The organism is Exiguobacterium aurantiacum (assembly GCF_024362205.1).
Lineage (GTDB): Bacteria > Bacillota > Bacilli > Exiguobacteriales > Exiguobacteriaceae > Exiguobacterium > Exiguobacterium aurantiacum_B.
This window is the reverse complement of record NZ_CP101462.1, coordinates 2,965,224-2,990,382: the sequence shown is the minus strand read 5'-3', so window position 1 is coordinate 2,990,382 and position 25,159 is coordinate 2,965,224. Positions and strand designations below refer to the sequence as shown.

At 50.3% G+C, this 25,159-nt stretch carries 25 protein-coding genes; 13 read left to right on the top strand and 12 right to left on the bottom strand.

Annotation, left to right across the window (positions count from 1 at the left end; translation table 11 throughout):
- Nucleotides 1–71: 71 nt before the first annotated feature.
- A complete protein-coding gene (locus NMQ00_RS15530) occupies nucleotides 72–935 on the top strand; it encodes a DegV family protein (protein WP_214797349.1) in 864 nt (287 codons plus the stop codon).
- A gap of 48 nt (nucleotides 936–983) precedes the next feature.
- Here NMQ00_RS15530 and NMQ00_RS15525 read toward each other — a convergent pair whose 3' ends face one another.
- Nucleotides 984–1,535 (bottom strand): histidine phosphatase family protein, encoded by a 552-nt coding sequence (locus NMQ00_RS15525; protein ID WP_255177407.1) that lies wholly within the window; start codon nucleotides 1,533–1,535, stop codon nucleotides 984–986.
- Nucleotides 1,536–1,647: 112 nt separating this feature from the next.
- Here NMQ00_RS15525 and NMQ00_RS15520 point away from each other — a divergent pair, with 112 nt between their 5' ends.
- Nucleotides 1,648–4,527, top strand: coding sequence for a DEAD/DEAH box helicase (locus NMQ00_RS15520; protein WP_255178737.1), 2,880 nt, complete (start codon nucleotides 1,648–1,650; stop codon nucleotides 4,525–4,527).
- 20 nt (nucleotides 4,528–4,547) lie between these two features.
- Here the strand turns inward: NMQ00_RS15520 and NMQ00_RS15515 are convergent, their stop codons facing one another.
- Complete coding sequence (locus NMQ00_RS15515) at nucleotides 4,548–4,961, bottom strand: (deoxy)nucleoside triphosphate pyrophosphohydrolase (protein WP_255177406.1); 414 nt, start codon at nucleotides 4,959–4,961, stop codon at nucleotides 4,548–4,550.
- A gap of 224 nt (nucleotides 4,962–5,185) precedes the next feature.
- Between NMQ00_RS15515 and mqo the strand changes: the two genes are divergently transcribed.
- Nucleotides 5,186–6,685 carry a malate dehydrogenase (quinone) gene (mqo, locus tag NMQ00_RS15510; RefSeq protein WP_255177405.1) on the top strand — a complete coding sequence of 500 codons (1,500 nt, stop codon included), beginning with the start codon at nucleotides 5,186–5,188 and terminating at the stop codon, nucleotides 6,683–6,685.
- Nucleotides 6,686–6,775: 90 nt separating this feature from the next.
- Here mqo and NMQ00_RS15505 read toward each other — a convergent pair whose 3' ends face one another.
- Both NMQ00_RS15505 and NMQ00_RS15500 read right to left on the bottom strand, forming a co-directional pair.
- Nucleotides 6,776–7,300, bottom strand: coding sequence for a CarD family transcriptional regulator (locus NMQ00_RS15505; RefSeq protein ID WP_255177404.1), 525 nt, complete (start codon nucleotides 7,298–7,300; stop codon nucleotides 6,776–6,778).
- 106 nt (nucleotides 7,301–7,406) lie between these two features.
- Nucleotides 7,407–7,835 carry a MarR family winged helix-turn-helix transcriptional regulator gene (locus NMQ00_RS15500; RefSeq protein WP_255177403.1) on the bottom strand — a complete coding sequence of 143 codons (429 nt, stop codon included), beginning with the start codon at nucleotides 7,833–7,835 and terminating at the stop codon, nucleotides 7,407–7,409.
- A gap of 136 nt (nucleotides 7,836–7,971) precedes the next feature.
- Between NMQ00_RS15500 and NMQ00_RS15495 the strand changes: the two genes are divergently transcribed.
- The 4 genes from NMQ00_RS15495 to NMQ00_RS15480 all read left to right on the top strand — a co-directional run bounded on the left by NMQ00_RS15495 (nucleotide 7,972) and on the right by NMQ00_RS15480 (nucleotide 11,078).
- Nucleotides 7,972–8,718, top strand: coding sequence for a hypothetical protein (locus NMQ00_RS15495; protein WP_255177402.1), 747 nt, complete (start codon nucleotides 7,972–7,974; stop codon nucleotides 8,716–8,718).
- A 114-nt stretch (nucleotides 8,719–8,832) separates the two neighbouring features.
- Nucleotides 8,833–9,579 carry a methionine ABC transporter ATP-binding protein gene (locus NMQ00_RS15490; protein WP_255177401.1) on the top strand — a complete coding sequence of 249 codons (747 nt, stop codon included), beginning with the start codon at nucleotides 8,833–8,835 and terminating at the stop codon, nucleotides 9,577–9,579.
- Complete coding sequence (locus NMQ00_RS15485; protein WP_214836522.1) at nucleotides 9,572–10,234, top strand: methionine ABC transporter permease; 663 nt, start codon at nucleotides 9,572–9,574, stop codon at nucleotides 10,232–10,234. The genes NMQ00_RS15490 and NMQ00_RS15485 overlap by 8 nt, the downstream gene beginning before the upstream one ends.
- A 25-nt stretch (nucleotides 10,235–10,259) precedes the next feature.
- Nucleotides 10,260–11,078, top strand: a complete 819-nt coding sequence (locus tag NMQ00_RS15480) for a MetQ/NlpA family ABC transporter substrate-binding protein (protein WP_255177400.1) — start codon at nucleotides 10,260–10,262, stop codon at nucleotides 11,076–11,078.
- A 35-nt stretch (nucleotides 11,079–11,113) separates the two neighbouring features.
- Here the strand turns inward: NMQ00_RS15480 and NMQ00_RS15475 are convergent, their stop codons facing one another.
- Nucleotides 11,114–11,950, bottom strand: a complete 837-nt coding sequence (locus NMQ00_RS15475) for an aldo/keto reductase (RefSeq protein WP_255177399.1) — start codon at nucleotides 11,948–11,950, stop codon at nucleotides 11,114–11,116.
- A 142-nt stretch (nucleotides 11,951–12,092) separates the two neighbouring features.
- Here NMQ00_RS15475 and NMQ00_RS15470 point away from each other — a divergent pair, with 142 nt between their 5' ends.
- Nucleotides 12,093–12,494, top strand: coding sequence for a hypothetical protein (locus tag NMQ00_RS15470; RefSeq protein WP_255177398.1), 402 nt, complete (start codon nucleotides 12,093–12,095; stop codon nucleotides 12,492–12,494).
- Nucleotides 12,495–12,528: 34 nt separating this feature from the next.
- Here NMQ00_RS15470 and ahpF read toward each other — a convergent pair whose 3' ends face one another.
- The 4 genes from ahpF to htpG all read right to left on the bottom strand — a co-directional run bounded on the left by ahpF (nucleotide 12,529) and on the right by htpG (nucleotide 17,724).
- Nucleotides 12,529–14,052, bottom strand: coding sequence for an alkyl hydroperoxide reductase subunit F (gene ahpF / locus NMQ00_RS15465; RefSeq protein ID WP_255177397.1), 1,524 nt, complete (start codon nucleotides 14,050–14,052; stop codon nucleotides 12,529–12,531).
- Between the two features lie 12 nt (nucleotides 14,053–14,064).
- Nucleotides 14,065–14,628: an alkyl hydroperoxide reductase subunit C gene (ahpC, locus tag NMQ00_RS15460; RefSeq protein ID WP_021067918.1), complete on the bottom strand. Its 564-nt coding sequence runs from the start codon at nucleotides 14,626–14,628 to the stop codon at nucleotides 14,065–14,067.
- Between the two features lie 333 nt (nucleotides 14,629–14,961).
- Complete coding sequence (locus NMQ00_RS15455; protein ID WP_255177396.1) at nucleotides 14,962–15,759, bottom strand: SRA domain-containing endonuclease; 798 nt, start codon at nucleotides 15,757–15,759, stop codon at nucleotides 14,962–14,964.
- 96 nt (nucleotides 15,760–15,855) lie between these two features.
- Nucleotides 15,856–17,724, bottom strand: coding sequence for a molecular chaperone HtpG (htpG, locus tag NMQ00_RS15450; protein ID WP_255177395.1), 1,869 nt, complete (start codon nucleotides 17,722–17,724; stop codon nucleotides 15,856–15,858).
- 279 nt (nucleotides 17,725–18,003) lie between these two features.
- On the opposite strand from htpG, the gene gloA2 reads away from it, so the two are divergent.
- Nucleotides 18,004–18,384 carry an SMU1112c/YaeR family gloxylase I-like metalloprotein gene (gene gloA2, locus NMQ00_RS15445; protein WP_255177394.1) on the top strand — a complete coding sequence of 127 codons (381 nt, stop codon included), beginning with the start codon at nucleotides 18,004–18,006 and terminating at the stop codon, nucleotides 18,382–18,384.
- A 26-nt stretch (nucleotides 18,385–18,410) separates the two neighbouring features.
- Here the strand turns inward: gloA2 and NMQ00_RS15440 are convergent, their stop codons facing one another.
- A complete protein-coding gene (locus NMQ00_RS15440) occupies nucleotides 18,411–19,037 on the bottom strand; it encodes a TetR/AcrR family transcriptional regulator (RefSeq protein ID WP_255177393.1) in 627 nt (208 codons plus the stop codon).
- A gap of 122 nt (nucleotides 19,038–19,159) precedes the next feature.
- On the opposite strand from NMQ00_RS15440, the gene NMQ00_RS15435 reads away from it, so the two are divergent.
- The 3 genes from NMQ00_RS15435 (at nucleotide 19,160) to NMQ00_RS15425 (ending at nucleotide 23,430) form a co-directional block, all read left to right on the top strand.
- Entirely contained in the window at nucleotides 19,160–19,909 is a 750-nt protein-coding gene (locus tag NMQ00_RS15435) for an SDR family NAD(P)-dependent oxidoreductase (RefSeq protein WP_255177392.1), read from the top strand.
- A gap of 154 nt (nucleotides 19,910–20,063) precedes the next feature.
- On the top strand, nucleotides 20,064–21,782 hold the full coding sequence (locus NMQ00_RS15430; RefSeq protein WP_255177391.1) for a S8 family peptidase: 1,719 nt from the start codon (nucleotides 20,064–20,066) through the stop codon (nucleotides 21,780–21,782).
- 280 nt (nucleotides 21,783–22,062) lie between these two features.
- Entirely contained in the window at nucleotides 22,063–23,430 is a 1,368-nt protein-coding gene (locus NMQ00_RS15425; protein WP_214794160.1) for an IS1182 family transposase, read from the top strand.
- Nucleotides 23,431–23,554: 124 nt separating this feature from the next.
- Here NMQ00_RS15425 and NMQ00_RS15420 read toward each other — a convergent pair whose 3' ends face one another.
- Nucleotides 23,555–23,881 carry a hypothetical protein gene (locus NMQ00_RS15420; protein WP_034780432.1) on the bottom strand — a complete coding sequence of 109 codons (327 nt, stop codon included), beginning with the start codon at nucleotides 23,879–23,881 and terminating at the stop codon, nucleotides 23,555–23,557.
- Between the two features lie 123 nt (nucleotides 23,882–24,004).
- Between NMQ00_RS15420 and NMQ00_RS15415 the strand changes: the two genes are divergently transcribed.
- Nucleotides 24,005–24,415, top strand: a complete 411-nt coding sequence (locus NMQ00_RS15415) for a hypothetical protein (protein WP_255177390.1) — start codon at nucleotides 24,005–24,007, stop codon at nucleotides 24,413–24,415.
- 28 nt (nucleotides 24,416–24,443) lie between these two features.
- Here NMQ00_RS15415 and rluF read toward each other — a convergent pair whose 3' ends face one another.
- Nucleotides 24,444–25,154: a 23S rRNA pseudouridine(2604) synthase RluF gene (gene rluF / locus NMQ00_RS15410; protein ID WP_255177389.1), complete on the bottom strand. Its 711-nt coding sequence runs from the start codon at nucleotides 25,152–25,154 to the stop codon at nucleotides 24,444–24,446.
- Nucleotides 25,155–25,159 lie beyond the last annotated feature (5 nt).

The window sequence follows — 25,159 nt, the reverse complement described above, 5'->3', positions numbered from 1 at the left end:
CGTGACGTCTGAATCGACGTAGTGGTCTAGGACGATTCTCGTCATTTGAGGGCGATTATTTGGAGGGTACCATGATAAAATTACTAGCAGATTCAACGTGTGATTTATCCGATGAGATTTTAGCAAAATATGAGATTGGCGTCGCGCCGCTCATCATCACGATTGACAACAAATCGTATGAAGACCGTGTCGACATCCAGCCCGATGAGTTTTACGGAATGTTGGAAGCGCTACCGGAATTCCCGACGACGGGCATGCCGAGCCCGGCGACATTTATGAAGCTGATGGAAGAGGCCGTTGAGAGTGGACATGATGAGATTTTATGCATCTGCATGTCGAGCGGGACGAGTGGATCGTATCAATCGGCTGTGCTCGGAAAAGAGTACTTCGAAGAGGCGCATCCCGATTCGACGGTGAAGATTCATATCGTCGACTCACGCTCGATGAGCCATGGGAGCGGTTGGTTGTTAATGAAGAGCGCCCAGATGCGTGAAGCCGGGGCGACGTTCGAGGAGCTCGTCGACTTCAACGAGAAGTATAAAATGAAAGTGAAGCACTTCTTGTCGGTCGATGATTTGGACCACTTGATTAAGAGCGGACGCATCTCGAACGCGAGTGCCATCATCGGCAAGCTATTGATGGTCAAGCCGATTATGAGCATGAAGAACGGTAAAGGGGCCATCGTCGCCAAAGAGCGGGGAACGCGTAAAGTGCTCAAGCACTATACGGACGAGTTCATCAAACGCTGCGACAAGGACATCACCAACTTCGTCATCATCGGCTATACGTCGGATCAAAAGATTGCCGAGAATTTGAAGGCGAAGATTCAAGCCGAATCCGACTTTGAAGGTGAGATTTACCTCATGCAGATGGGCGTCTCGGTCGGGACGCACGTCGGCCTCGGAGCCATCTCGATGTTCTTTGTGGAGAAATGAAAAACGAAAGCCGTCTCGTGAATGAGACGGCTTTTTCTGTGGATAACGTTATCCACAGGCAGGGACGGACCAGACGCGATTCACCGACCAAGAGTTATCCACAATGTCGAGGCGATAAATGTCGGGATTGCTGAGATTGCGCCACGTGTCGAAGTCATAACGGTTATCCACATGTTGAAGCAGTAGCGCGAGCAGGTTGCCGTGCGTCACGAGGACGGTCGCACCGTTTACGTCGTCGAGTGAGTCAATGACGCTCAAGATCCGGTCCGTCGCCTCTTGACCCGACTCGGCACCCGGCACACGGAACGAAGCATCGGTGAACGAATGACGCAACAGCTCGAACCAGTCGTTACGCGGTTCGAGTGAGAGGATGCGCTCGCGTAACTTCGGCTCCGTTTCAATGGTCAGCTGCTTGGATGTGGCGAGTGGTGCCATCGAGGCGATGGCTCGCGTATAGTCGCTCGAGATGATGCGATCGACAGGAATGTCTTGAAAGAAGTCAGCGAGGGTGAGTGCTTGTTGTTCACCGGCCTCGGTGAGTGGTGCGTCCGGTTCTTGACCGGTGGCCGAGCAATGACGGATGAGATAGAACATAGACATGAAGTTCCTCCTTGATCATTTTTTATGCAGAAGCTAATAATGAAATATATGTAAAATAAAATTTTGGTATTGAAATTATTTGAACTTAGTATAAATCATGTTGGAGGTACGTATGACTCATTTTACAGAACAACTCAAAAATTCGTTAGAAAAGGGGTTCATTGATAAGCATCATCATCACGTGAGTCCATTTAAACCTGAATTATTAATGAATGAAAAACATAAACGACAAGATGTACTCACTTCGCTTCTAGACGAACTGAAGGGATGCCAATCTTTCTTATTCTCTGTTGCGTTTATTACGGAAGCTGGCTTAGCCACGTTAAAATCTACGCTTTCCGACTTACATGACAAAGGTATCCGTGGAAAAATCATGACTTCAACGTACCAATACTTTAATCAGCCTAAAGTCTTTAAAGAACTATTAAAACTGAAGAATGTAGATATTCGCATTTCAGAAGTTGAGGCATTCCACTCTAAGGGATACATTTTTCAACACGAAGAGTACTACTCCTTAATTGTTGGAAGTTCTAATTTGACGTCTGGAGCGTTAAAGACAAATTACGAGTGGAATCTGAAGTTGACCTCTCACGAGAATGGAGAAATTGTCGGACACTTCCTCGATCAGTTTGAAGAAATGTGGAATGTTTCAGTCCGGTTGACACCTGAATGGGTTTCAGCTTACGAACGTTCGTATCGACCAGTCTTCGGAGAACGTGTAGCTGAATTTCCAGACTCATATGGAGTAAATCGATTAAAAGAAGCGTTACAAGTAGAAGCTAATTCGATGCAACTAGCAGCTTTAAATGGAATCGAGGCCGTTCGTGCGCATGGAAATACAAGAGCGCTGGTCGTGTCAGCGACGGGCACGGGAAAAACATATTTAGCCGCTTTTGACGTTCGTCGCTATCGACCGAAGCGAATGCTATTTATTGTTCATCGAGAGCAAATTCTGCAAAAAGCAAAACAAGATTTTCAGCGAGTAATTGGTGGGAAAGAAGAAGATTTTGGAGTTCTTTCTGGAACGAGCAGAGCTATACATGCTAAATATGTTTTTGCGACTATTCAAACGATTTCTAAACAAGAAACCTTAAATCAGTTTGATCGAAATGCGTTCGATTATATTCTAATTGATGAAAGTCATCGGGCGGGAGCAACCACGTATCAACGAATTATTGAACACTTTACGCCAGAATTTTTACTAGGAATGACAGCAACTCCTGAACGTTCAGACGGATATGATCTATTTAAACTGTTTAATTACAACATTGCATATGAGATTCGACTGCAAGAAGCGCTTGAAGAAGATATGTTATGTCCGTTTCACTACTTTGGGGTGACCGATCTTGAGGTGAGTGGAGATCAAGTAGAGATTGATATATTCAATCAACTCGTGTCCGAGGAACGAGTGACACGAATTATAGAGAAGATGGATTACTATGGTTTTTCTGGAGAGCGTTTGTGTGGGTTGATATTCTGTAGTTCAAAACGAGAAGCGAAACGACTTTCTGAAGAATTGAATCATCGAGGTTTTCGAACATGTGCGTTGACTGGAGATGATTCGCAAGAAAAGAGACAAGTTGAAGTTACTAATTTGGAAGAGGGTCGTCTAGATTATATTTTAACAGTTGATATATTCAACGAAGGAATTGATATTCCGAGCATCAATCAAGTCGTCATGTTACGGCAGACAGAATCGAGTATTATTTTTATCCAACAATTAGGACGAGGGTTACGAAAGCATAGTTCGAAACAATACGTGACCGTTATCGATTTCATTGCTAACTACAAAAATAATTATTTGATTCCAGTCGCCTTGTCTGGAGACCGGTCTCAAAATAAAGATTCGATTCGGAGAAAAGTGATCGATCGTAGCTACATTTCTGGCACGTCGACCATTAACTTTGAAGCTATCGCCAAAGAGCGAATTTACGAATCGATTAATCAAGCGAAACTCACTGACTTAAAAGTGTTAAAAGAGGCTTATCACAATTTGAAAAACCGTTTAGGCCGACCGCCGATGTTAAGTGATTATGTTGAACATTATTCAATGGATCCAATTGTTATTGGAACAAAGAAGGGGCATTACGGTGCATTTTTGAATATAGTGGAGCATGATCTCCCTGACCTTCCATCCGTTCACTCGAAAGTTCTGTTGATGGTGACTCAAGAGTTATTATCAGGAAAACGAGTACATGAGACATTGTTAATGCAACTTCTGTTAGAGCAGGAAAGTTTGAACAAAGAAGATTTTATTCGTCACTTGCGTGAAAAGGGCATACGAAGTGACAAAGCTACCATTCACTCTTTAGAAAACGTATTATCACTAAACTTTTTTAAGGATGCTGACCGCTTAAAGTATGGAGGGCAGTCTTTAATTTTATGGGAGAATGAAGTATATAAATTTTCATCGCATATGCAGTTTTTATTAAAAGACGAATGGTTCACTCAGTTGTTTAAAGATGTATTAACAGCCTCTTTAGCTAGAGGTCAACGATACGATCAAACGAAACCATTAACCAGACTTGAAAAGTATACGAGGAAAGACGCTTGTCGCCTATTAAATTGGGATAAAGAAGAACAATCAACGATATATGGCTATAAAATAAAACATCAAACCTGTCCAATTTTTGTCACGTATCATAAAGGCGAAGACGTTGAAGCTAGCGTCAATTACGGAGACTCGTTTATTAATCCGGAAGTGTTTCATTGGTATACGCGAAGCAGAAGAACGACAAAATCAGAGGAAGTACAAAAGATTATTAGATCGAAAGAAAGAAACATCGATATTCATCTTTTTGTGAAAAAAGACGACGATGAAGGTGGAGATTTCTACTATTTGGGTGAAGTAAAACCGGATCGCGAATCTGTTCAAGATACGAGAATGCTGAATCAAGATGGACAAGAATTATCGGTGGTTACGATGAACTTGCTCCTCCAAGAACGTGTTGATCAGCAACTCTACGATTACTTACATGAACAAACGCATTAATAAAAGCCGAGACGTGATGGTTACACGTTCTCGGCTTTTGTCGTTTGATTGATGATATCGTTGACAGCAGGAATATCTGCTGGGGCCCACACGAGGGAATGTAAGTTATCGCGTTTTAACCAAATCAATGCATCGTGTTCTGTCGCAACAGGTGTCCCAGATTTCAACTCGGCGCGTAATGAAATCAATTGAATGATGAACGTCTCATATTCATGTACATGTTCATTAATCACTTCGTGCGCAGTGATTTCACAATCCAACTCTTCAGAAATCTCACGTTCAAGTGCTTCTTGTAAATTTTCACCGTCTTCAACTTTTCCACCAGGAAACTCCCACATATTTGGAATCAACATATTTGTTGAGCGAAGGGCACAGAGAATTTCTTGATTTTCATTTTCAATCACTGCTGCAACTACTTTTACTTTCTTTTTCATTATAGCTACCTCATTCTCTTAAGTATTGATTGTATTCATCATAACATCTCTAGTTCCCGCGAGATAACTTCGTTAGAATCTCTAAAAGTTTTCCGTACTTAACCCTTATCAAACATCACAAAAGCGTTATAATCAATATAACAATTATAAACGGGGCGAGTCGGCGAATGGGGATTTACCGAATCGTCTCATACACAAATCCAGGGGAGAAGGATGGGGTTTTCATGAGCAGTGTTCAAAAGAGAACAGACGTCATTTTGATTGGTGCAGGCATCATGAGTGCGACGCTCGGGTCGCTCTTTAAAGAGCTCGTACCAGAGTGGGAAGTCAAAGTGTTTGAGAAGCTCGAAAGTGCAGGGGAAGAGAGTTCGAATGAATGGAACAACGCCGGGACGGGACATGCCGCGCTCTGTGAGTTGAACTATACGACCGAGAAGCCGGATGGCACGCTCGATATCTCGAAAGCGATCAACGTCAATGAGCAGTTCCAAATCTCACGTCAGTTTTGGGCGCATCTCGTCAACAAAGGCTTGATTCAAAACCCGGAAGCGTTCATCCGTTCGATTCCACATATGAGTATGGTCCAAGGCGAGACCGATGTCCGCTTCCTGAAGAAACGTTTGGAAGCGCTAACAAATAATCCGTTGTTTGAAGGCATGGTCTTATCAGATGACCCGGAACAGCTCCGTGACTGGATGCCGATCGTCATGGAAGGTCGTTCCGTCGATGAGCCGATCGCGGCGACGAAAATCGACTCAGGTACCGACGTCAACTTCGGCGCGCTCACGCGGATGCTGTTTGATCATTTGACCGACCAAGGTGTTGAGGTCAATTACCAGCATAGCGTCGAGGACGTCAAACGGTTGGCGAACGGGCTGTGGGAAGTGAAGGTAAAGGATATTCAGGCGAACACAATCGAGACGCACACGGCGCCGTTCCTGTTTATCGGCGGCGGTGGCGGTAGCCTGCCACTCCTTCAGAAGACAGGCATCCCGGAATCGAAGCATATCGGCGGATTCCCGGTGAGCGGTCTGTTCCTCGTCTGTAAGAACCGTGACGTCATCGAACAACACAACGCGAAAGTATACGGCAAAGCGAAAGTCGGCGCACCGCCGATGTCGGTGCCGCACCTCGACACGCGCTTCATCGAAGGGCGCAAAGAGTTGTTGTTCGGACCGTTCGCCGGCTTTACGCCGAAGTTCTTGAAGACAGGCTCGAACCTCGACCTCATCCAATCGGTCAAACCGTACAACGTCGTGACGATGCTCGCGGCCGGGGCGAAAGAGATGCCGCTCACGAAATATTTGATTGAGCAGGTGCTCTTGTCGCATGACAAACGAATGGACGAGCTCCGTGAATTCATTCCGACCGCGAAGAACGAGGATTGGGAAATCGTCGTCGCCGGACAACGGGTCCAAGTCATCAAAGACACACCGGACGGCAAAGGGACGCTTCAGTTCGGAACGGAAGTCGTCAGTGCGGAAGACGGATCGGTCGCAGCACTTCTCGGTGCGTCACCAGGAGCGTCGACGGCAGTACACGTCATGTTAAAAGTGCTCGAACAGTGTTTCCCGAACCGGATGCCGGAATGGGAACGGAAAATCAAAGAGATGGTGCCGTCTTATGGCGTCTCGCTCTCCGATCACCCGGAACTGTTTAAGACGATTCACGAATCGACAGCGATGGCGCTCGGCTTGAAAGAGAAAGGCGTCGTCCACAATTGAGCGAGTGCAAGCGAGGATATGAAAATATTCTCGCTTTTTCTTTTTGATTTTTCGCATAAAAAAAAGACCTCTTCGCACGGAAGGGGCCAATCAAGTAGTGGCGACAGGTTCTTCGCTCAAATAAGTAGCAATTTGTTGATCGATGATTTCTTCCGATAATTCAAGCGCGAGCGAAAGTTCTTTCACGAGGATCGTTTTAGCGTTCTCTAGAATCTTACGGTCCTGTTCATATAACTTTTTGTTCAACAAGAGAGCTTCGCTTTGGCGGCGAGCAAGCGTGTTGATGACTTGAGCGATCTCGTGACGGTTACCCGAGTGCACGACGTTCAAGAATTCGCGATTGCGGTTGTTCGGATGGGGATTCCATTCGACACCCGGCGAGCGGAACGATTCGAGGATCTCTTTTGCTTCTTTCGCTTCAAGGAGCGTCAACATCATCACTTTGTCACTATCGACGGGGATACTGATTTGCAACTTCTGTGCGTTGTTGATGGGATGGAGCGTGTAGTACGACTTCGTCTCACCCGCGACCGTCATGTCGGAAATGTCGTCAATGCGGCAAACTCCGTGGGTCGAATAGATGATTAAATCACCAGTTTTGAACAAATCGATCACCTCTTCCTTTCATCAAGTATAGTAGTTCATGACACGAAATGTCAACTCGGTTGACATTTGGGGTGAGATATGACACAAAAAAATCCCTCCCAATCGTTAGGAGAGATCACAGATTCCAGTCGGTTTTCAACAACATTTTCAGTTGTCGGAACGCGTCGTCACCGAGTGAATCGGCTATTTTTTGTTCGAGTTCGGCTTTCAGTGTCTCGTTCTGTTCGTAGCAACGGACGCCGAGCTCGGTCAGCTCGATACATTTGTCTTTTCGACTCGTCGGGTGATCGGTCACCGTGACGAGTTCTTTCGCTTTCAAGTTCTTGATGAGCTTATGGATCGCTTGACGGGAGATGTGGACGTTGCGCGTCACTTCAGCAATGGTCGGTTTCGTTTGATAAATCCGGGCGAGCACGTACCATTCGGAGTTAGAGATGTAGATATCGTGTTGCTCGTTCCAAGCCAGTTCGCTGATGCGACGGATTTGGTCGTGACGCTCGCTGAGGAGATCGAGGAGTCGTGTTGTCGATTCTGTTGGAGTCAAATTGGTCACTCCTATTCGTTTTTGTCGTTCCTAACTATACAAAAGCGGATGTGCCGAGTCAATGCGCGAAACGAGTTCGTGAAGCTCCGATAAGATTTACCGATTTAGGGAACAGAAAAACAGAGGAGGGACTTGCATGCCGACACGCACCGATTTGTTTCAACGCTATAAACAACATATTCTCGATTTACCCGATTTGGAAGAGACGACACTGAAGAGTGAACCGTTCTTACTCGAGGAGGACCCGAACAAGCAACTGACGATTTATTACGCGCCGTTCGAATACATCAACCCGAACGCCAAAGTCGTCATCGCTGGGATCACGCCGGGACTGTATCAAATGCGGCAATCGTTCGAGGCGATCCGTGATTTGGCGGACGCACCTGACGACGAGGCGCTCCTAGCCGTCAAACAGCGGGGCAGCTTCTCGGGGCCGATCCGCAAGAACTTGGTGACGATGCTCGACGATTTGGAGTTGCATCACCACCTCGAGATTCCGACGACGCTCGACTTGTTCGACAAGTCGAACCATCTCGTGCAGAACACGGCGGTGTTGCCGTATCCCGTCTTTTATAAAGGGAAGAACTATAACGGGTCGAGCCCGGATATGTTGAAAACGGACTTGTTCCGCTCATATGTCGAAGGCAGCTTCGCCGACGAGATGAGTGTCCTCGAGGATGCCCTCATCTTGCCGATGGGTATCAACGTCCGTCGGGCCGTCGAGACGCTCGTCGATAAGGGCATCATCGCGCCGGAGCGCGTCGTGAGCGGATTTCCCCATCCATCAGGGGGGAACGGCCACCGGCATCGCATCTTTGCCGAGAACCGCGAATCGATGCGACGTCATATCGCCGACCATTTCAAACAACATCCGCTAAAATGAACCGCCGCGTGCGGTTCTTTTTTTGTGAAGCACCTCACCTGACAAGTTTGCTTTAGTTCGCTAAAATGGGGTACGAGGTTGACCCAGTTTTCCCATGAGAGAAAGGAACCGTCTATGATCACGTTAACGAATGTCAGCAAACAGTTCGGCCGCGACGCAGCGGTCCGTGACGTCTCGCTTCAGATCGAGCGGGGCGAGGTCTACGGCATCATCGGCGCGAGCGGGGCCGGCAAGTCGACGTTGCTGCGCTTGATGAATCTGCTCGAGACACCGGATACAGGAAAAGTCACCGTCGATGGCGACGAGTTGACGAGCCTGTCGAGTCGACAGTTGCGCGAGAACCGGCACGTCATCGGTATGATTTTCCAACAGTTTAATCTTGTCGCGAACAAGAGCGTCTATGACAACGTGGCCGCCTCGCTGAAACTGGCCGGCCGACCGCGCTCGACGCATGAGGCCCGGGTGCTCGAGTGCTTGCGTTTCGTCGGGCTCGAGTCGTTCAAAGACAAATACCCGGCGCAGCTCAGCGGTGGTCAAAAGCAACGCGTCGCCATCGCCCGCGCGCTCGCGAACGAACCGCACGTCTTGTTATGTGATGAGCCGACGTCGTCGCTCGACCCGAACACGACGGCCGAAGTGCTCGGCGTGTTGAAGTCGATTAACGAGCGGCTCGGCGTCACCATCGTCATCGTGACGCATGAGATGGACGTCATCAAACAAGTGTGCGACCGCGTGACCGTCATGACGGACGGTTCGGTGTATGAGACGATTGATGTCATTCCGAGCGGGGTCGCAGACATCGACGACAATCCGTCCTGGTTCGTCAATCAACTGAAGAAGGCGGGTGAACCACATGCCTGAGGTGCTTCTGCAATATCAGACCGAGATTTGGCGTTCGATCGGGGAGACGTTCATCATGGTCGGCGTTTCGATTCTCGCGGCCGTCCTCCTTGGTTTGCCGCTCGGGACGTGGCTCTACTTGTCACGAAAAGGGCAGTTGCTCGAAAATCGGGCCGTCTTCTCCGTGCTCAACTTGATCGTCAATATCGTCCGCTCGTTCCCGTTCCTATTACTCGTCGTGTTTTTGATTCCATTTACGCGGCTCATCATCGGAACGGCCATTGGGACGGCGGCGGCAACCGTGCCGCTCGCCATCATCGCCATCGCCCATTACTCGCGACTCGTCGAGCAGTCACTGCTTGACGTACCGCGCGGCGTCGTCGAGGCGGCCGTGTCGATGGGGGCGTCCATCAAAGACGTCATCTTCAAGTTCCTATACGTCGAGGCCCGTTCCGGTCTCGTCCTCGGGCTGACGACGTCGATCATCAGCTTCATCTCGTACTCGACCATCATGGGGGTGGTCGGGGGCGGTGGCATCGGTGACTTTGCCATCCGCTACGGCTATCAACAGTTTAAGACGGAGCTGATGATGTACATGATTTTGATCATGCTCGTCTTCGTCCAGATGATCCAGTTCACCGGTACGACGGTGGCCCGACTCATCGACAAACGCTAATCAAACACAGAAAGAAGGAAAATTTATGAAAAAATTAATGGCGCTCTTCGCCTCACTCACACTCGTCCTCGCGGCATGCGGGAACGATACCGAAACGAATACGACGGAAGCCCCGTCAAACGAGCCGCAGACGCTCAAAGTCGCATCGCTCATCCCGCCGATGACGGATATGCTTGAAATCGCGAAAGAGCAACTCGCAGAAGACAACATCGAGCTCGAAATCGTCGTCCTCGGTGACAACGTCCAACCGAACACGGCGCTCGAAGCGAAAGAAGTCGACGCGAACTTCTTCCAACACGTCCCGTACATGGAAGAGTTCAACCGCAGCAATGACGCCAACCTCGTTCCGATCGAACCGATTTACTTCGCCAACTACGGTGTTTACTCGAAAGAGTATGACAACATGGATGATATCCCGGAAGGCGCGACGATCGCCATCGCCAATGACGTGTCGAACATCGACCGCTCGCTCTCATTGCTCGCCCAACACGATGTGATCGAGCTCGGTGAGAAAAATGGTTCGTATTACACGCAAGCCGATATCACGGAAAACCCGAAGAACCTCAAGTTCGAGGAAGTCGATTTGCTCATGCTCGCGCGTGCGTATGACGACGTCGATGCGGTCCTCATGACGCCGGCCTATGCGGCGCCACTCGGCTTGACGCCGAAGAGCGATGCCCTCTTGACGGAAGGTGTCGAGAACGACTTCGCCATCACGCTCGTGGCCCGTGAAGACAATAAAGATGAAGAAGCCATCCAGAAACTCGGCGAAGCACTCACAAGTGACGAAGTCCGTGCGTTCTTGGAAGAGAATTACGAAGAAACGGCGATTCCGGCGTTTTAATGAAAAAAGATTGAGCCCAGGCGGCTCAATCTTTTTTAGTATTCCTCGTACTCTCTCGGGTCTTGATTATCGATGCGTCCGTCCGGCTTCGTCAGTGCGTTGAGCGTCGCCATCTCGTCTTCGGTCAATTCGAAGTTGAAGACGTCGAGATTCTCTTTTTGGTGCAACTCGCTCGACGAACGCGGGAGCGGGATGACACCGACCTGGACGTGCCAACGCAGAATGACTTGGGACACGGTCTTGCCTTTTTGTCGCGCTAGCTCGGCAATTGTCTCATCATGGGTGACCGTGCGAGCTCGGCTCAACGGACTCCATGCCTCGGTGATGATGCCTCGCTCTTTGTCGGCCTCTCGTTGCTCGACTTGTGAGAAGTAGGGGTGCATCTCGATTTGGTTGATGACCGGTGTCTCACCCGTCTCCTCAATCAAACGGTCGAGGTGCTCGGGCATAAAGTTCGAAACGCCGATGGAGCGAATCCATCCGTTCTCTTTCGCTTGGATGAGGGCGCGCCAAGCCTCGACATATTTGTCTTGTTTCGGGTTCGGCCAGTGCAGTAGGAACAAGTCCCAATAGTCGAGGTTCGCCCGGTAGAGCGACTCACGAATCATCTCGAGCGCATCGTCGTAGTCGAAGTATTGGGCGCGAAGCTTCGACGTCAAGAACAGCTGCTCGCGCGGGATACCGGATTGGCGGACGGCTTCCCCGACGGCACCTTCATTGTCATAGCGAATCGCCGAGTCGATGAGACGATAGCCATTGCGGATGGCGCTCGTGATGGCGTCGACGCCCGGTTCACCTCGTAAATAGACGGTGCCGAGACCGATGGCGGGAATCTCGTAGCCGTCATGTAGTTTGATGGTTGGGATGTTCATAAAATGCCTCCTCATTCAAAATCCGTTCTCTTCTCCGCTATTCCACTTTCCGAGGAAACAAAACGTTTGAATCGGTTAGAGTAAATCAAAATGGCGTTGCCTATTTTCCTGTTTTTGGGATAATTGAAGTGAGGTGATAGGGATGAAGTGGTGGTGGATAACTGGATTGATTGTGACGATTGCATTATTTTATGTAAATGACACGTGGTATGGAAATGCAGCGACGTTTTGGGTACCAATCAGTTGGATGATTTCAATACTGATCTTAGTGAAGATGACGTATCCCAAACGTAAATGGTGGTCTGCGTTCGTGGCTGTCTTTTTGGTCGGTGCGACGATTGTCTTATCGATTCCGACTTACTCGGTCGCTGCGGCACAACAAGAGCTATCTACGGTGTATGGAAACGTCACGTATACAGAAAGTGTGCGCACGGAAGGGGACGAGTGGAACCCGTTCCTTTCAAATGTCGCCTATGTCTTTAAAACAGAAGCGGGACAAAAGCTGTTGTTTATCCCGGACTCTGGAAAATCATTCGAAATCTAAAAAATGCGTCCTCGGCTCGAGGACGCATTTTGCATTAGTTGCGAATCATATAATCGAAAGCACCGAGTGCGGCAGTCGCACCAGATCCCATCGAGATGATGATCTGTTTGTAGGCACTGTTCGTGCAGTCGCCTGCTGCGAACACACCTGGGACGTTCGTCGCGCCATGACGGTCGACGACGATTTCACCGAAGTTGTTGCGTTCGACCGAGTCGAGCCAGTCCGTGTTCGGGACGAGTCCGATTTGGACGAAGACGCCTTCGAGTTCGACGTGATGCGTCTCGTTCGTCTCACGCGACAAGTACGAGATGCCGTTCACTTTGTCCGTACCCGTGATTTCTGTCGTCTGAGCGTTCGTGACGACGGTCACGTTCGGGAGGCTGTGGAGACGGTCTTGAAGCACTTGGTCAGCTTTGAGTTCAGCAGCGAACTCGAGCACGGTCACGTGTTTGACGATCCCAGCGAGGTCGATCGCTGCTTCAATCCCAGAGTTACCGCCACCGATGACCGCGACGCGCTTACCTTCGAAGAGAGGGCCATCACAGTGCGGGCAGTAGGCGACACCTTTGTTTTTGAACTCGGCCTCACCTGGGACGTTGACGTTGCGCCAACGTGCACCAGTCGACAGGATGACACTCTTACTCTTCAAGACGGCACCGTTCTCAAGTTCGACTTCGACGAGGTCTTTCTTCTCGAGGCGCTTCGCGCGCTGGAGGTTCATGACGTCGATGCCGTACTCTTTCACGTGCTCTTCCAAGCTCGCGACGAGTTTCGGGCCTTCCGTGTAAGATGTGCCGATGAAGTTCTCAATCCCCATCGTGTCCATCACTTGACCACCAAAGCGTTCCGCGACGATACCGGTCCGGATGCCTTTACGAGCCGCGTAAACCGCTGCGCTCGCACCGGCCGGGCCGCCACCGATGACAAGAACGTCATACGGGTCTTTGTTTTCAAACGCTGAAGCGTTAGGACCAGTTCCGAGTTTCGCCAAAATCTCTTCAAGTGACATGCGTCCGTTGCCGAACGCCTCACCGTTCAAGAAGACGGTCGGGACAGCCATGATTTCTTTCGCTTCCACTTCTGCCTTGAACGCGCCACCGTCGATCATCGTGTGTGAGATGTTCGGGTTGAGGACGCTCATGACGTTGAGTGCCTGGACGACGTCCGGGCAGTTATGGCAGCTGAGGCTGATATACGATTCGAAGTGGTACGTGCCTTGAATGTTTTGAATCTGTTTGATCGCATCCGCGTCGACTTTCGGTGCCCGGCCGCTCACTTGGAGCAACGCGAGGACGAGTGACGTGAACTCGTGACCGAGCGGGATCCCTGCGAAGACGATCCCTGTCTCTTCAGACGGACGGTCCACGCTGAAGCTCGGTGTGCGAACGAGCGTGACGTGCTCGACCGAGATGCGTGACGACATACTCGCGAGTTCGTTCACGAGGTCGAGCATCTCTTTAGAGACCGCGTCGTCTCCAGCGCTCACACGGAGGACGACATCGCCCTCCATGAGCTGGAGATATTGGTCCAACTGTTGTTTAATATCTGCTTCTAACATGAAATCCGCTCCTTACAACTTGCCGACGAGGTCGAGGCTCGGGCGAAGTGTTGCAGAACCTTCTTCCCATTTCGCCGGGCAAACTTCGCCTGGGTTGTTGCGGACGTATTGTGCCGCTTTGACTTTGTTAACGAGTGTGCTCGCGTCACGGCCGATGCCGCCTGCGTTGATTTCGACTGTTTGGATGACGCCGTCTGGATCGATGATGAACGTACCGCGATCAGCAAGGCCATCTTCTTCGTTCAAGACGTCGAAGTTACGTGAGATTGTGTGTGATGGGTCACCAATCATGATGTACTCGATTTTGCCGATTTTCTCAGACGTTTCGTGCCATGCTTTGTGCGTGAAGTGTGTGTCAGTCGATACTGAGTAGACTTCGACGCCGAGGTTTTTAAGTGTCGCGTATTCGTTTTGAAGATCTTCAAGTTCAGTCGGGCAGACGAATGTGAAGTCAGCTGGGTAGAAGCAAACGACGCTCCATTGACCTTTGAAGTCGTTGTCTGATACTTCGAGGAATTCACCTGTTTGGAATGCTTGTGCTTTGAAAGGTAAGATTTCTTTGCCGATTAATGACATGGGATATGTCCTCCTTGGTTTTTTACTCTAGTGGACTTTCGTCTCTACTAGAATAATTATAATGTAATACTAACTTCATATAACACGCCAAAAATGTCAAGGCGTTTGCATGTCTGGTAAAATGTTGATAGATCAACGTTAAACGGATAAATCGCTTGATGAAAGGAAAGAAAACGATTACAAAATAAATATGCTTTTGTTTTCAATAACCTATGTAAAAAAAGTAAATGCTAACTTGAAGAAGCAGAATTATTAATGGAATGAGAAGACGATTCTCGTATGAAATCACCATATTATCAATTACAAACAAAAAAACCTCAATCTTAAAGCAGATTAATGTTGTTGAATCTTATTGATGATATGTTGATTAAATTCTGCTCTGTCTTTACCTTTATGAAGGCGAGCATGGCAGTTAGGACAAACCGCTACAACTTGATCAGGTCGTGACAAACCGTCATCTGATTCTTTATAAAGAGAGTGGAGTTCGAGGTAGGGACCTTCTTCTGTTTCAAAAGGAGCCGGTTGTCCACAGGCTTCACAGCAATTATTGGCACGAGCTAGCACATAATAATGAAGTGCCGCTGTTTGTTCGCGAACTTGTAATTTTCGCGCCGACATACTTAAACCAGTAGCTCGTTTTGGATCACGAGAGGCGATTTCTTCTAATTCTTCAATCGTTTTATATTGCATCGTCGATGAGAATTGGCGGGCTTCTTCCTGAATCACGTGTAATGGTTCAAAAGCAAAGACGATGACTTCGCGCTGGTTATGATGTTTATCGATTCCAAATTGAATATCGAATCCAATTAAAATGAGTTGATCAACGAAGCGGTAAGTCCCTCGTCCGAGTGATTCGAATAAATAAACGTCTTCGCCGTTCTCTACATGATTGAGGAGCGCTTTGTTCCCAAAAGAGAAAGATTGATTGCCTTCTTGTCCCTCTCCGCTGTAGTAATAGAGGCCGTCATCTTCGTTCCAACCATTTTTATATCCAAACTCTTCATCCATCCCACTATCGAACATAAAAATGAGTTTATGTTTATTTGGGGTACTAATTCCACGTTGGCGGCTCCCGCCGTAACGGTCATGGAGTTCAGAGCGTTTATACAACTTATTTTTTTCGAACAGCATATGACACCTCATTCCCAAGAATTTCTTCTACGTTAAATTGTATCACGTCTCCATACGAATAAATGAAAAAGACAGAGGACACCCTCTGCCTTTCCATTACTCCGCCATCAACGCGCACACCGCATTCGAATAGGCGACCGGATCTTCAATCGGTAGCCCTTCGATGAGGAGCGCTTGCTGATAGAGCAAATCAGTATACTGTTTCGCTTTCGCCTCATCTTCTGTATAGACGCGTTGTAACGTTTGGAAGATGGCGTGGTCGGCGTTCACTTCAAGCACTTTCTCCGCTTTCATACCGCCACCGTTCGGCATCGTGTTCAAAATCTTCTCCATCTCGATCGAGACGTCGCCAGCGACCGTCAAGCAGACCGGATGTGACTTGAGGCGTGTCGAGGCGCGCACTTCTTTAACACGGTCGCCAAGTTCTTGTTTCATGAAGGCGAACAAGTCCTTGTTGTCCTCGTTGAGCGAATTGGCCGCCTCGTCATCGAGCCCGAGGTCCCCGCTCGCGATCGACTTGAACTCTTTGTCGTCATACGACTGGAGCATCTTGATGGCGAACTCGTCGATTTCTTCAGTGAAATAGAGAATCTCGAACCCTTCTTCTTTCAAGCGTTCCGCCTGAGGGAGGAGGTCGATGCGGTGAATCGATTCACCCGTCGCGTAATAGATGTACTTCTGGTCGTCTTTCATGCGTTCGACGTACTCTTTGAGCGTGACGAGCTTCTTCTCGTTCGACGAGTGGAACAAGAGCAAGTCTTTCAAGTCGTCCTTGGCAGCGCCGAACTGGTCGTAGACGCCGAACTTGATTTGACGGCCGAATGACTCGAAGAACTTCTCGTAATCCTCGCGCTCGTTTTGGAGCATCTTCTCGAGCATACCTTTAATTTTCGACTTCACGTTCTTGGCGATGACGCGGAGCTGTCGGTCTTGTTGCAGCATCTCCCGGGAAATGTTGAGCGATAGGTCTTCCGAGTCGACCATCCCTTTGACGAAACCGAAATAGTCCGGGAGCAGGTCAGGCGATTTCTCCATGATCAAGACGCCGTTCGAATATAGCTCGAGCCCTTTCTCAAACTCTTTCGTGTAATAGTCGAACGGGACCGTCGATGGGAGGTAGAGAATCGACTGATACCGGATGGAACCGTCGACGTTCAAGTGAAGGTGTTTGAGCGGCTCGTCGAAGCCGTAGCGTTTCTCGTGATAGAACGTCTTGTAGTCCTCGTCCGAGAGCTCGCTCTTCCGTTTGCGCCAAATCGGCACCATGCTGTTGACCGTCTCTTCTTCGATATAGTCCTCGTACTCTTCTGAGTCGTCTTTTTGACGGTGTTTCGTCACGTCGAGCTTGATCGGATAGCGGATGAAGTCCGAGTGCTTCTTGATGAGCGACCGAATCTCGTATTCTTCGAGGAACGTCGAATACGTCTCGTCGTCTGTGTCGGTTTTCACGTGCAACGTGATCTCGGTCCCGACGTCTGTCTTGTCGATTGGCTCGATCGTATAGCCGTCTGTGCCTTCCGATTCCCACAAGTAGCCTTGTTCGCTGTCGACCGAGCGGGTGCGGACAATCACACGGTCGGCCACCATGAACGCCGAGTAGAAGCCGACGCCGAATTGACCGATGAGGCTGTGATCTTCTTCCATCTTCGTCGCCTGCTTCATCGCGAGCGAACCGCTCTTGGCGATGATTCCAAGGTTCGACTCGAGCTCGTCGTCCGTCATCCCGATTCCGGTGTCGCGGATAGTGATCGTGCGGGCGTCTTTATCGAGCTCGATTTTAATGAAGTAGTCGTCCTTATTGAAGTCGATCGCCTCATCCGATAAGGCCCGGTAATACATCTTGTCGATGGCGTCACTCGCGTTCGAGATGAGCTCACGGAGGAAGATGTCCTTATGCGTATAGATTGAGTGGACCATCAACTCTAAAATTCGTTTCGATTCGGCTTGAAACTGTTTCTTTGTCATGATCGTTCTCCTTTTTATTTGTTCGATTTTGGCACTCTGTCAATAAGAGTGCTAACACTATTGATTATCCTAATTTTTAGGAAGATGTCAACCCGATTCAAACAAAAGATTGACGCGGGGGCCGGATTCGCCTATAGTTGAGTACATGCGATGAGCTGGTCTATGTAAGACGGCGGACATTCCTTCGGGAGCACGTTGTGGAGCGTGGTTCGACGCGGTAGACTTTTCGAGAGCACCTCTAGTGAGAGGTGCTCATTTTTTTGTATATGGGGGATTTTTATGGAGCTACATACAATCCATCACGTGGCGATTATCGCCTCGAACTATGACGAGGCGAAGCGGTTCTACATCGATATCCTTGGTTTCGACGTCATCCGCGAGCATCATCGTCCGGACAAAGGCGATCACAAGATCGACCTGCGGCTCGGCGCGTACGAGCTTGAGCTGTTCATCAAACCGGATAGCCCGAAACGGCCGAGCTTCCCGGAGGCGTGCGGGCTCCGTCATCTCGCCTTCAAAGTCGACGACATCGAGTCGGTCGTCGCCGAACTGAATACGCACGGTGTCACGACGGAACCGATTCGGTTTGACACGTTCACGGGCGAGAAGATGACGTTCTTCTTCGACCCAGACGGTCTGCCGCTCGAACTGCACGAATAAAGCCCCTTCACGCGAAGGGGCTTTCGTTATGGCCGCACATATGATAGGAGCATCTCTCGCAACACCCGTTGTTGGATGTGCGGTTCGATATCGTCCTCTAAATAACTGATGTGAGACTTCAAAATGATATTGTTGCCGAACGTCCCGAACGCATTGATGACGGTGACGACGGTCGTTTTCACGTCGATGTCACTTCGAAGTGAGCCGTCCGTCTTCCCAGCCTCAATGAGCGGTTCGAGCGTCTCCATAATCTCGCGCTGTAGTCCGATGTAGTCGTCGATGCCCGGTAGAGGACTGGGGACGAACGAGGCGTAACTCTCAAACGCTTCACGGAAGCGAGAGTGACTCGTCCGTTTCATTTGTTGGTCGAGCAAATAGTCAAGGATTGCCTCGAGTCGCGAGTACGCATCTCCTGACCGGCTCGTCAGTTCCTTGAATGCGTCGAGCGTCGGCGCCAAGTTGCGGACAGCCGCGGCGACAATCAACTGATCTTTTTTCGGGAAATAGCGAAACAGTGTCGCGACCCCGATTTCGGCGGCGTCAGCGATGTCCTGCATTTGGACGCGCTCGAACCCGTCTTTTAGAAACAGGATTTCAGCCTGACTGATGATCCGATTTAACCGTTCTTCTTTGTTTTGTTGACGTTTACTCATGTCATCACCTCTTCATTCTCTTGTCATTATAACGCTTTGAAGCAGTTTCGTTGAGAATCGAATGTGCATCGACTACTATTATGATAGTTAGACTATCACAATTTAAGATTGGAGCTGGAATCATGCGGTTAACGGGGAAAGTAGCGGTCATTACGGGGGCAGGCAGTGGTATGGGTGAGGAGACGGCCAGACTGTTCGCACGCGAAGGAGCGACCGTCGTCGCGACGGACATCAATGTTGACGCGGTGACACGTGTCGTCGAAACAATCCGGGCGAACGGAGGAGAGGCGGTCGCGCTTCAGCACGACGTCACTTCGCGCAGTGATTGGGAAAGAATTTATGATGAAGTCCAATCGGTGTGCGGGAAGCTCGATATTCTTGTCAACAATGCGGGCATCGCGCTTGCAAAACCGTTCTTGGAACAGACCGAGGACGACTGGGCACGGACGTATCGAATCAATATCGATGGCGTCATGCTCGGGACGCAATATGCCATCCCGCTCATGGAGCATAATGGCGGCGGTTCGATCGTCAACATCTCGTCAATCTCAGCATTAACAGGTATGGCGGGTGCCGGTGCATATACGGCCTCAAAAGGGGCCGTTCGCTCACTCACAAAGGCTGCGGCCGTCGATTACGGAAAACACAACATTCGCGTCAACTCGGTCCATCCGGGTTATATCGTGACACCGATGAGTGCGCCCCATATGGAGCATCCGGATTATAAACAGCATTTCTTGAACCAAATTGCCTTGCCGCATCTCGGTCAGGCGGGTGAAGTGGCGGCAGCCGTCTTATTCCTCGCATCGGACGAGGCGAACCATATCACCGGAATCGAACTTCCGGTCGACGGCGGTGTCACGGCCAAATAAGAAAAATCACTTGTTCAGGTCAGAGGAAATTCCTCTGACCTTTTTCATATTACTTTTCGAAAAAACCATAGCAGAGATAGACAAATTGAGTGTTTCCTAAAATAATGAAATGAAGTGATTTTTTGGAGTTAATTTTTGGAACCTTCAAGCCATGATGGGTAAATTCGGGGTATCGATTGAAGTTGATGATGCCCCGCGTTATATCGTCAAATACAAGTCGTCACCGAGCAAATCGATCGGGAAGATGAACGCGTTGTCGAACGTCTCGGCAGAACAGATCGATATCGGTCGCCCAGGTGACCACTTCGCGGTCGTCAATGTCGAGTCGGCGAGCACGAAAACGCAGGCGACGGCCAAGACGACGCTTGAGCGTGACACGAATATCGAATTCATCGAGCCGGTTCAGACGTATCAAGCGTTCATGGCTGATACGAGTTACGACTATCAATGGTCACTCAACCCGAAATCGGTGTTGCAGCCGTTCCAGGAAGCCGGAATCGGACTCGATGCGTATGAGGCTCTCAAATTGCCGGTCCGTTCGGTGAAAGTCGCCGTCCTTGATACGGGTGTCGATTATCGCCTCCTTGATTTCAAAGGACGTGTCGATATCGCCAACGAGAAGAATTTTGTCGACCCGAACGGGGAAGGCAGCGCGCTTGACGATCACGGGCACGGGACACACGTGGCCGGCGTCATCGGTGCGATTCAAAATAACGGGACATCGATGCGCGGAATCATGCCTGCTGTCTCGATTCTCCCGGTCAAAGTGCTAGACGCGAGTGGTTCTGGGGATACGGAACAGATCGCGCTCGGGATCAAGTATGCCGTCGATGCCGGTGCCAAAGTCATCAACATGAGCCTTGGCGGCAGCGAGAGCCGGACGATCGGCTACATGTTGAAGTACGCTTATGACCGCGGTGTCGTCGTCGTGGCGGCAACGGGGAATGATGGCGATTCAAGCCTGTCGTACCCAGCTTCATCGAAGTATACGATTTCGGTCGGTGCGACGAACACGTTCGGCATCGTCTCGGATTACTCGAATTACGGGTATGGGGTCGATGTCGTGGCGCCGGGCACGAAAGTCGCGAGTCTCGTCCCGAACGGAAACGTCGTCTATATGGACGGCACGAGTATGGTGACGCCACACGTCTCGGCTGTCGTTGGATTACTGCTATCGACACGTCCGGCACTCAAAGTCGAAGAGATTCGTCAATTGCTCCATCGTACGGCAGAGCCGCTTGCTTTCTCTGGCGGGGATGCGATAGGTGGGATGAGCTATGAAGACGGGCTTGACTATTTCATGGAAGACTCGGAAAAAGAATTTCCGTTCAACTTTGATTACATCAGCGGCTACGGCAAGGTCAACGTGCATCATGCGGCTTCGATGCTCCGTCTCTACGCCAAGCCAGGCGTCGTCCGTGACAATTCGACGGTGTTTGCCGCTAGTGTGCAGAGCGGGACGAAAGTGACGGTCTATAACGGCGAGAAACGTCTTGCGGCCGGAACATCGAAACAGGCTCGTATCGCGTTGAACATTGGGGCCAAAAAAGAAGGCACGATTCTCCGTGTCGTCTATAGCAACGGGAAGCTCGTCTCGAGCGAACGTCTCCTCGTCGTGAAAGGTGCCCGTGCGAAACAACCGACCGTCTCGACACCACGTGCGAACGCGAAGCAAGTATCGGGTCGCGCGGATGCGGGAATGACGGTCATCGTCCGAGACGCGAAGCGCCGAGTCATCGGAAAAGGGACGACCGGCCTCACGGGAACGTTCGTCACGAAGACACGCACCCTTAAAAAAGGGGAGCGCCTCTCGATCCACATCGAGGACGCGAAAGGTCGCGCGAGTCAGATGAAACACGTCGTTGTCAAATAAGTACACATGAAACAAGGAGTTCGCTGTGGCGAACTCCTTGCAGACTGTAGACAAAACATTGTCTGCAGTCTTTTTTATTTGCCCGACCGGGCACAGCTCGCTTTTCTGGGGGCAAGCAGGGAGCCGCATCGCGACTTTGTCGCTGCTGGGTCTCCCTTTGCTTGCTAATCCCCTGGAAGTCTCGCGTGCCCGCAGTCGGCCCACGCATCAATCCCTCTTTTCGTAACGTCGTCGCTTTTTTATAATGGGAGATATAGAAACAGTTATGGAGGCGAATCGGATGATCAGGAAATCAACAGAATCGGAAACCAATCGGACACAACTGGAAATGGTCACGCTCGACGAGCTTGTGCCAGCGGACCATCTGGTCCGAAAAATCGAGGCGGTGATCGACTTTGAGTTCATCTATCCGCTCGTGGAGGACTTATATTCTGAGGACCGTGGCCGGCCAAGCGTCGACCCTGTCGTCCTGATCAAGATGGCCTTCCTTCAGTACCTGTTCGGTATCCGATCCATGCGACAGACGATTCGTGAGATCGAGACGAACGTCGCATACCGTTGGTTTCTCGGGTTCGGGTTCACGGACAAGGTGCCACATTTCTCGACGTTCGGGAAGAACTATGTGCGTCGGTTCCAGTACACGAGCTTGTTCGACGACATCTTCTATCATATCCTTGAACAGGCTGCTGACGCAGGGTTCATCGATCGTGCCGTCCTATTCGTCGACTCGACACACGTCAAAGCGAACGCAAACAAGCGGAAGCTCGTCAAGAAGACCGTCCGGCAAGAGGTGAAGCACTATCAAGAACAACTCGATGCCGAGGTCGAGCGAGACCGCGAAGAAAGTGGAAAGAAGCCCTTAGGGCCAAAAAAGAATCAGGCGGAGGAGACGAAGGAAATCAAGGTCAGCACGACAGACCCTGAGAGTGGATATTACGTGAAGGGTGAGCGTGAGAAGCAGTTCGCTTACTCGGTCCATGCGGCGAGCGACGCCCATGGGTTCGTGCTCGGTGCTATCGTCACACCGGGTAACGTGCACGATAGTGTAGCGTTCCCCGATCTGCTCGACAAGGTCTCCGACCGCCTGATTCAACCGTTCGCCGTCGCCGCCGACTCCGCCTATAAAAATCCGGCCATTGCCAAGCTGCTGATTGACCGTGGGATCCTGCCGGTCTTCCCATACACCCGCCCGAAGGGTAAGAAGGGCGCCTTCAAGACCAAGGATTTCATCTACGACGAGCACCATGACGTCTACATCTGCCCAAACAACGAGTTATTAACGTACAGCACGACGATGCGCGAGGGGAAACGCAAGTACGTCTCGAATCCTGCGGTTTGTGTGAACTGCCCGCTGCTCGAGCAGTGCACGAAGAGCCAGAAGCACCAGCGGATCATCGAGCGGCACCTCTGGCAACCCTATATGGACGAGGTCGAAGACCTCCGCCACACGGAATTGAACCGCAACATCTATGACCGTCGTAAACAGACGGTCGAGCGCGTGTTCGCGGACGCAAAAGAGAAGCATGGCATGCGTTGGACCCGTTATCGGGGACTTGAAAAAGTTTCAATGCAGGCGATGCTTACTTTTGCTGCCCTCAATCTTAAGAAGATGGCGGGCTGGGCATGGAAGAACGCCCAGCCCGCCTGAAAAGGGGCTCGGGCAGAGCGCCTCAAGGCCCGAAAACGACAAAGTCACGTTTCAGTTCGCCTGAAACGTGACTTTGTCTACAATCTGCAAGGAGTTCGCTGTGGCGAACTCCTTGTTTTGCCTTCTACTCGAGAATACCGAGGAGCTCCATGACCAATAAAACGAACAGTCCGGAGCCGAGAACGGCCGCGAAGAAGACGAGCACGGCGTACTCTTTTTGTTTCAAGATGGCCCACCATCCGGTCACGAACGCTCCGAGCCCAAGGACGAAGAATGTGGTCATGTAGCTGAGCCGTAGCATGTTCGCAGCGTTGTCGCTCCAAAGCGTCGAGTGGAAGGTCGTATCGAAGTTATCGAGCAGGAGGAATGGCACGTACATGGCGAGGAACAAGCCGATGAGGATAATCGACCACTTGCCGACCGAGGTGCGTGGGAACAAGGCGCCATTCATGACGATTCACCTCTTTTCGTTACAAAATCATCTGTATAGGACTATTCCCGTTTTGGCGAAAAGTTGACGAATTTCGTTGAAACGACATGATATAGTCGAAATGAGAGAGTGAGGGATGAAACGGTGGAACAGTTCAAAATGAGACGGATTTGGGAAGACGAGTTGGAAATAGAAGTCGTATTGACTCTGAAAGGGAAGTGGTGCGAGGTCACGGTGGATGAGTATATCACTGCATCCGACATCGACGCGCTCGTCTCCACGTTATCCGCGTTCAATGCACGCAATGGGAAGTCGCCCCAGATGTGGACACTCGATGTCCCGCTCGTCCATGTCTCCTTGACGTTCGAACTGGCGAATACGCGAGGAACCGTTCGAGTCAACGCCGTGATCGAACAAATGAAAGGTGATGGCGGAGACATGAAGGCGACCTTTTCGTTCGAGACGACGATGGGGCAGCTCGATGATTTGAGCGCCCAACTCAAACGTTTCATCCGTCGTGAGATCGACCATGTCGCATCGCTCCGACCAGAATAAAGCAGCCTGAGATGTCTCAGGCTGCTTTTCAGTACCATTCTTTCGGTTCGTAATTCAGTTCGCGGAACAACTGCTCGCGCTCTTTCTTCGACAGGTCGCGCCATTGTCCGGGCGGGAGCTTACCGAGTGTGATGTTCATGACACGTACGCGTTGAAGACGGTACACCTCGTAGCCGAGCGCTTCACACATGCGGCGGATTTGGCGGTTGAGTCCTTGCGTCAGCGTGATGTTGAAATCGAACTTCGACAGTTGGTGCACTTTACACGGCAACGTCTTCTGCCCGAGGATTTTCACGCCGGCTTCCATCTGTTCGACGAACTCCGGGGTGATCGGCTTATCGACCGAGACGATGTATTCTTTCTCGTGCTCACCCTCTGCGCGAAGGATCTCGTTGACGATATCGCCATCGTTCGTCATCAAGATGAGCCCTTCCGAATCTTTGTCGAGACGGCCGATATTGAAGATGCGGAGCGGGTGGTTGACGAGGTCGACCAAGTTGCCTTTAACCTTCTTCTCGGTCGTGCTCGTGATGCCAACCGGTTTATGGACGGCGATATAGACGTTGTTTCGTGCGACACGGGCGGCCGAACCGTTGACGAGCACTTCGTCTCCTGGGTCCACTTGGTCCCCGATTTTCGCTTTCTTCCCGTTGATGGTGACCCGTCCCTCTTCGATGAGACGGTCGGCTTGGCGGCGGGACGCCTTGCCGGATTCACTGATGAATTTGTTGATGCGCATAGATC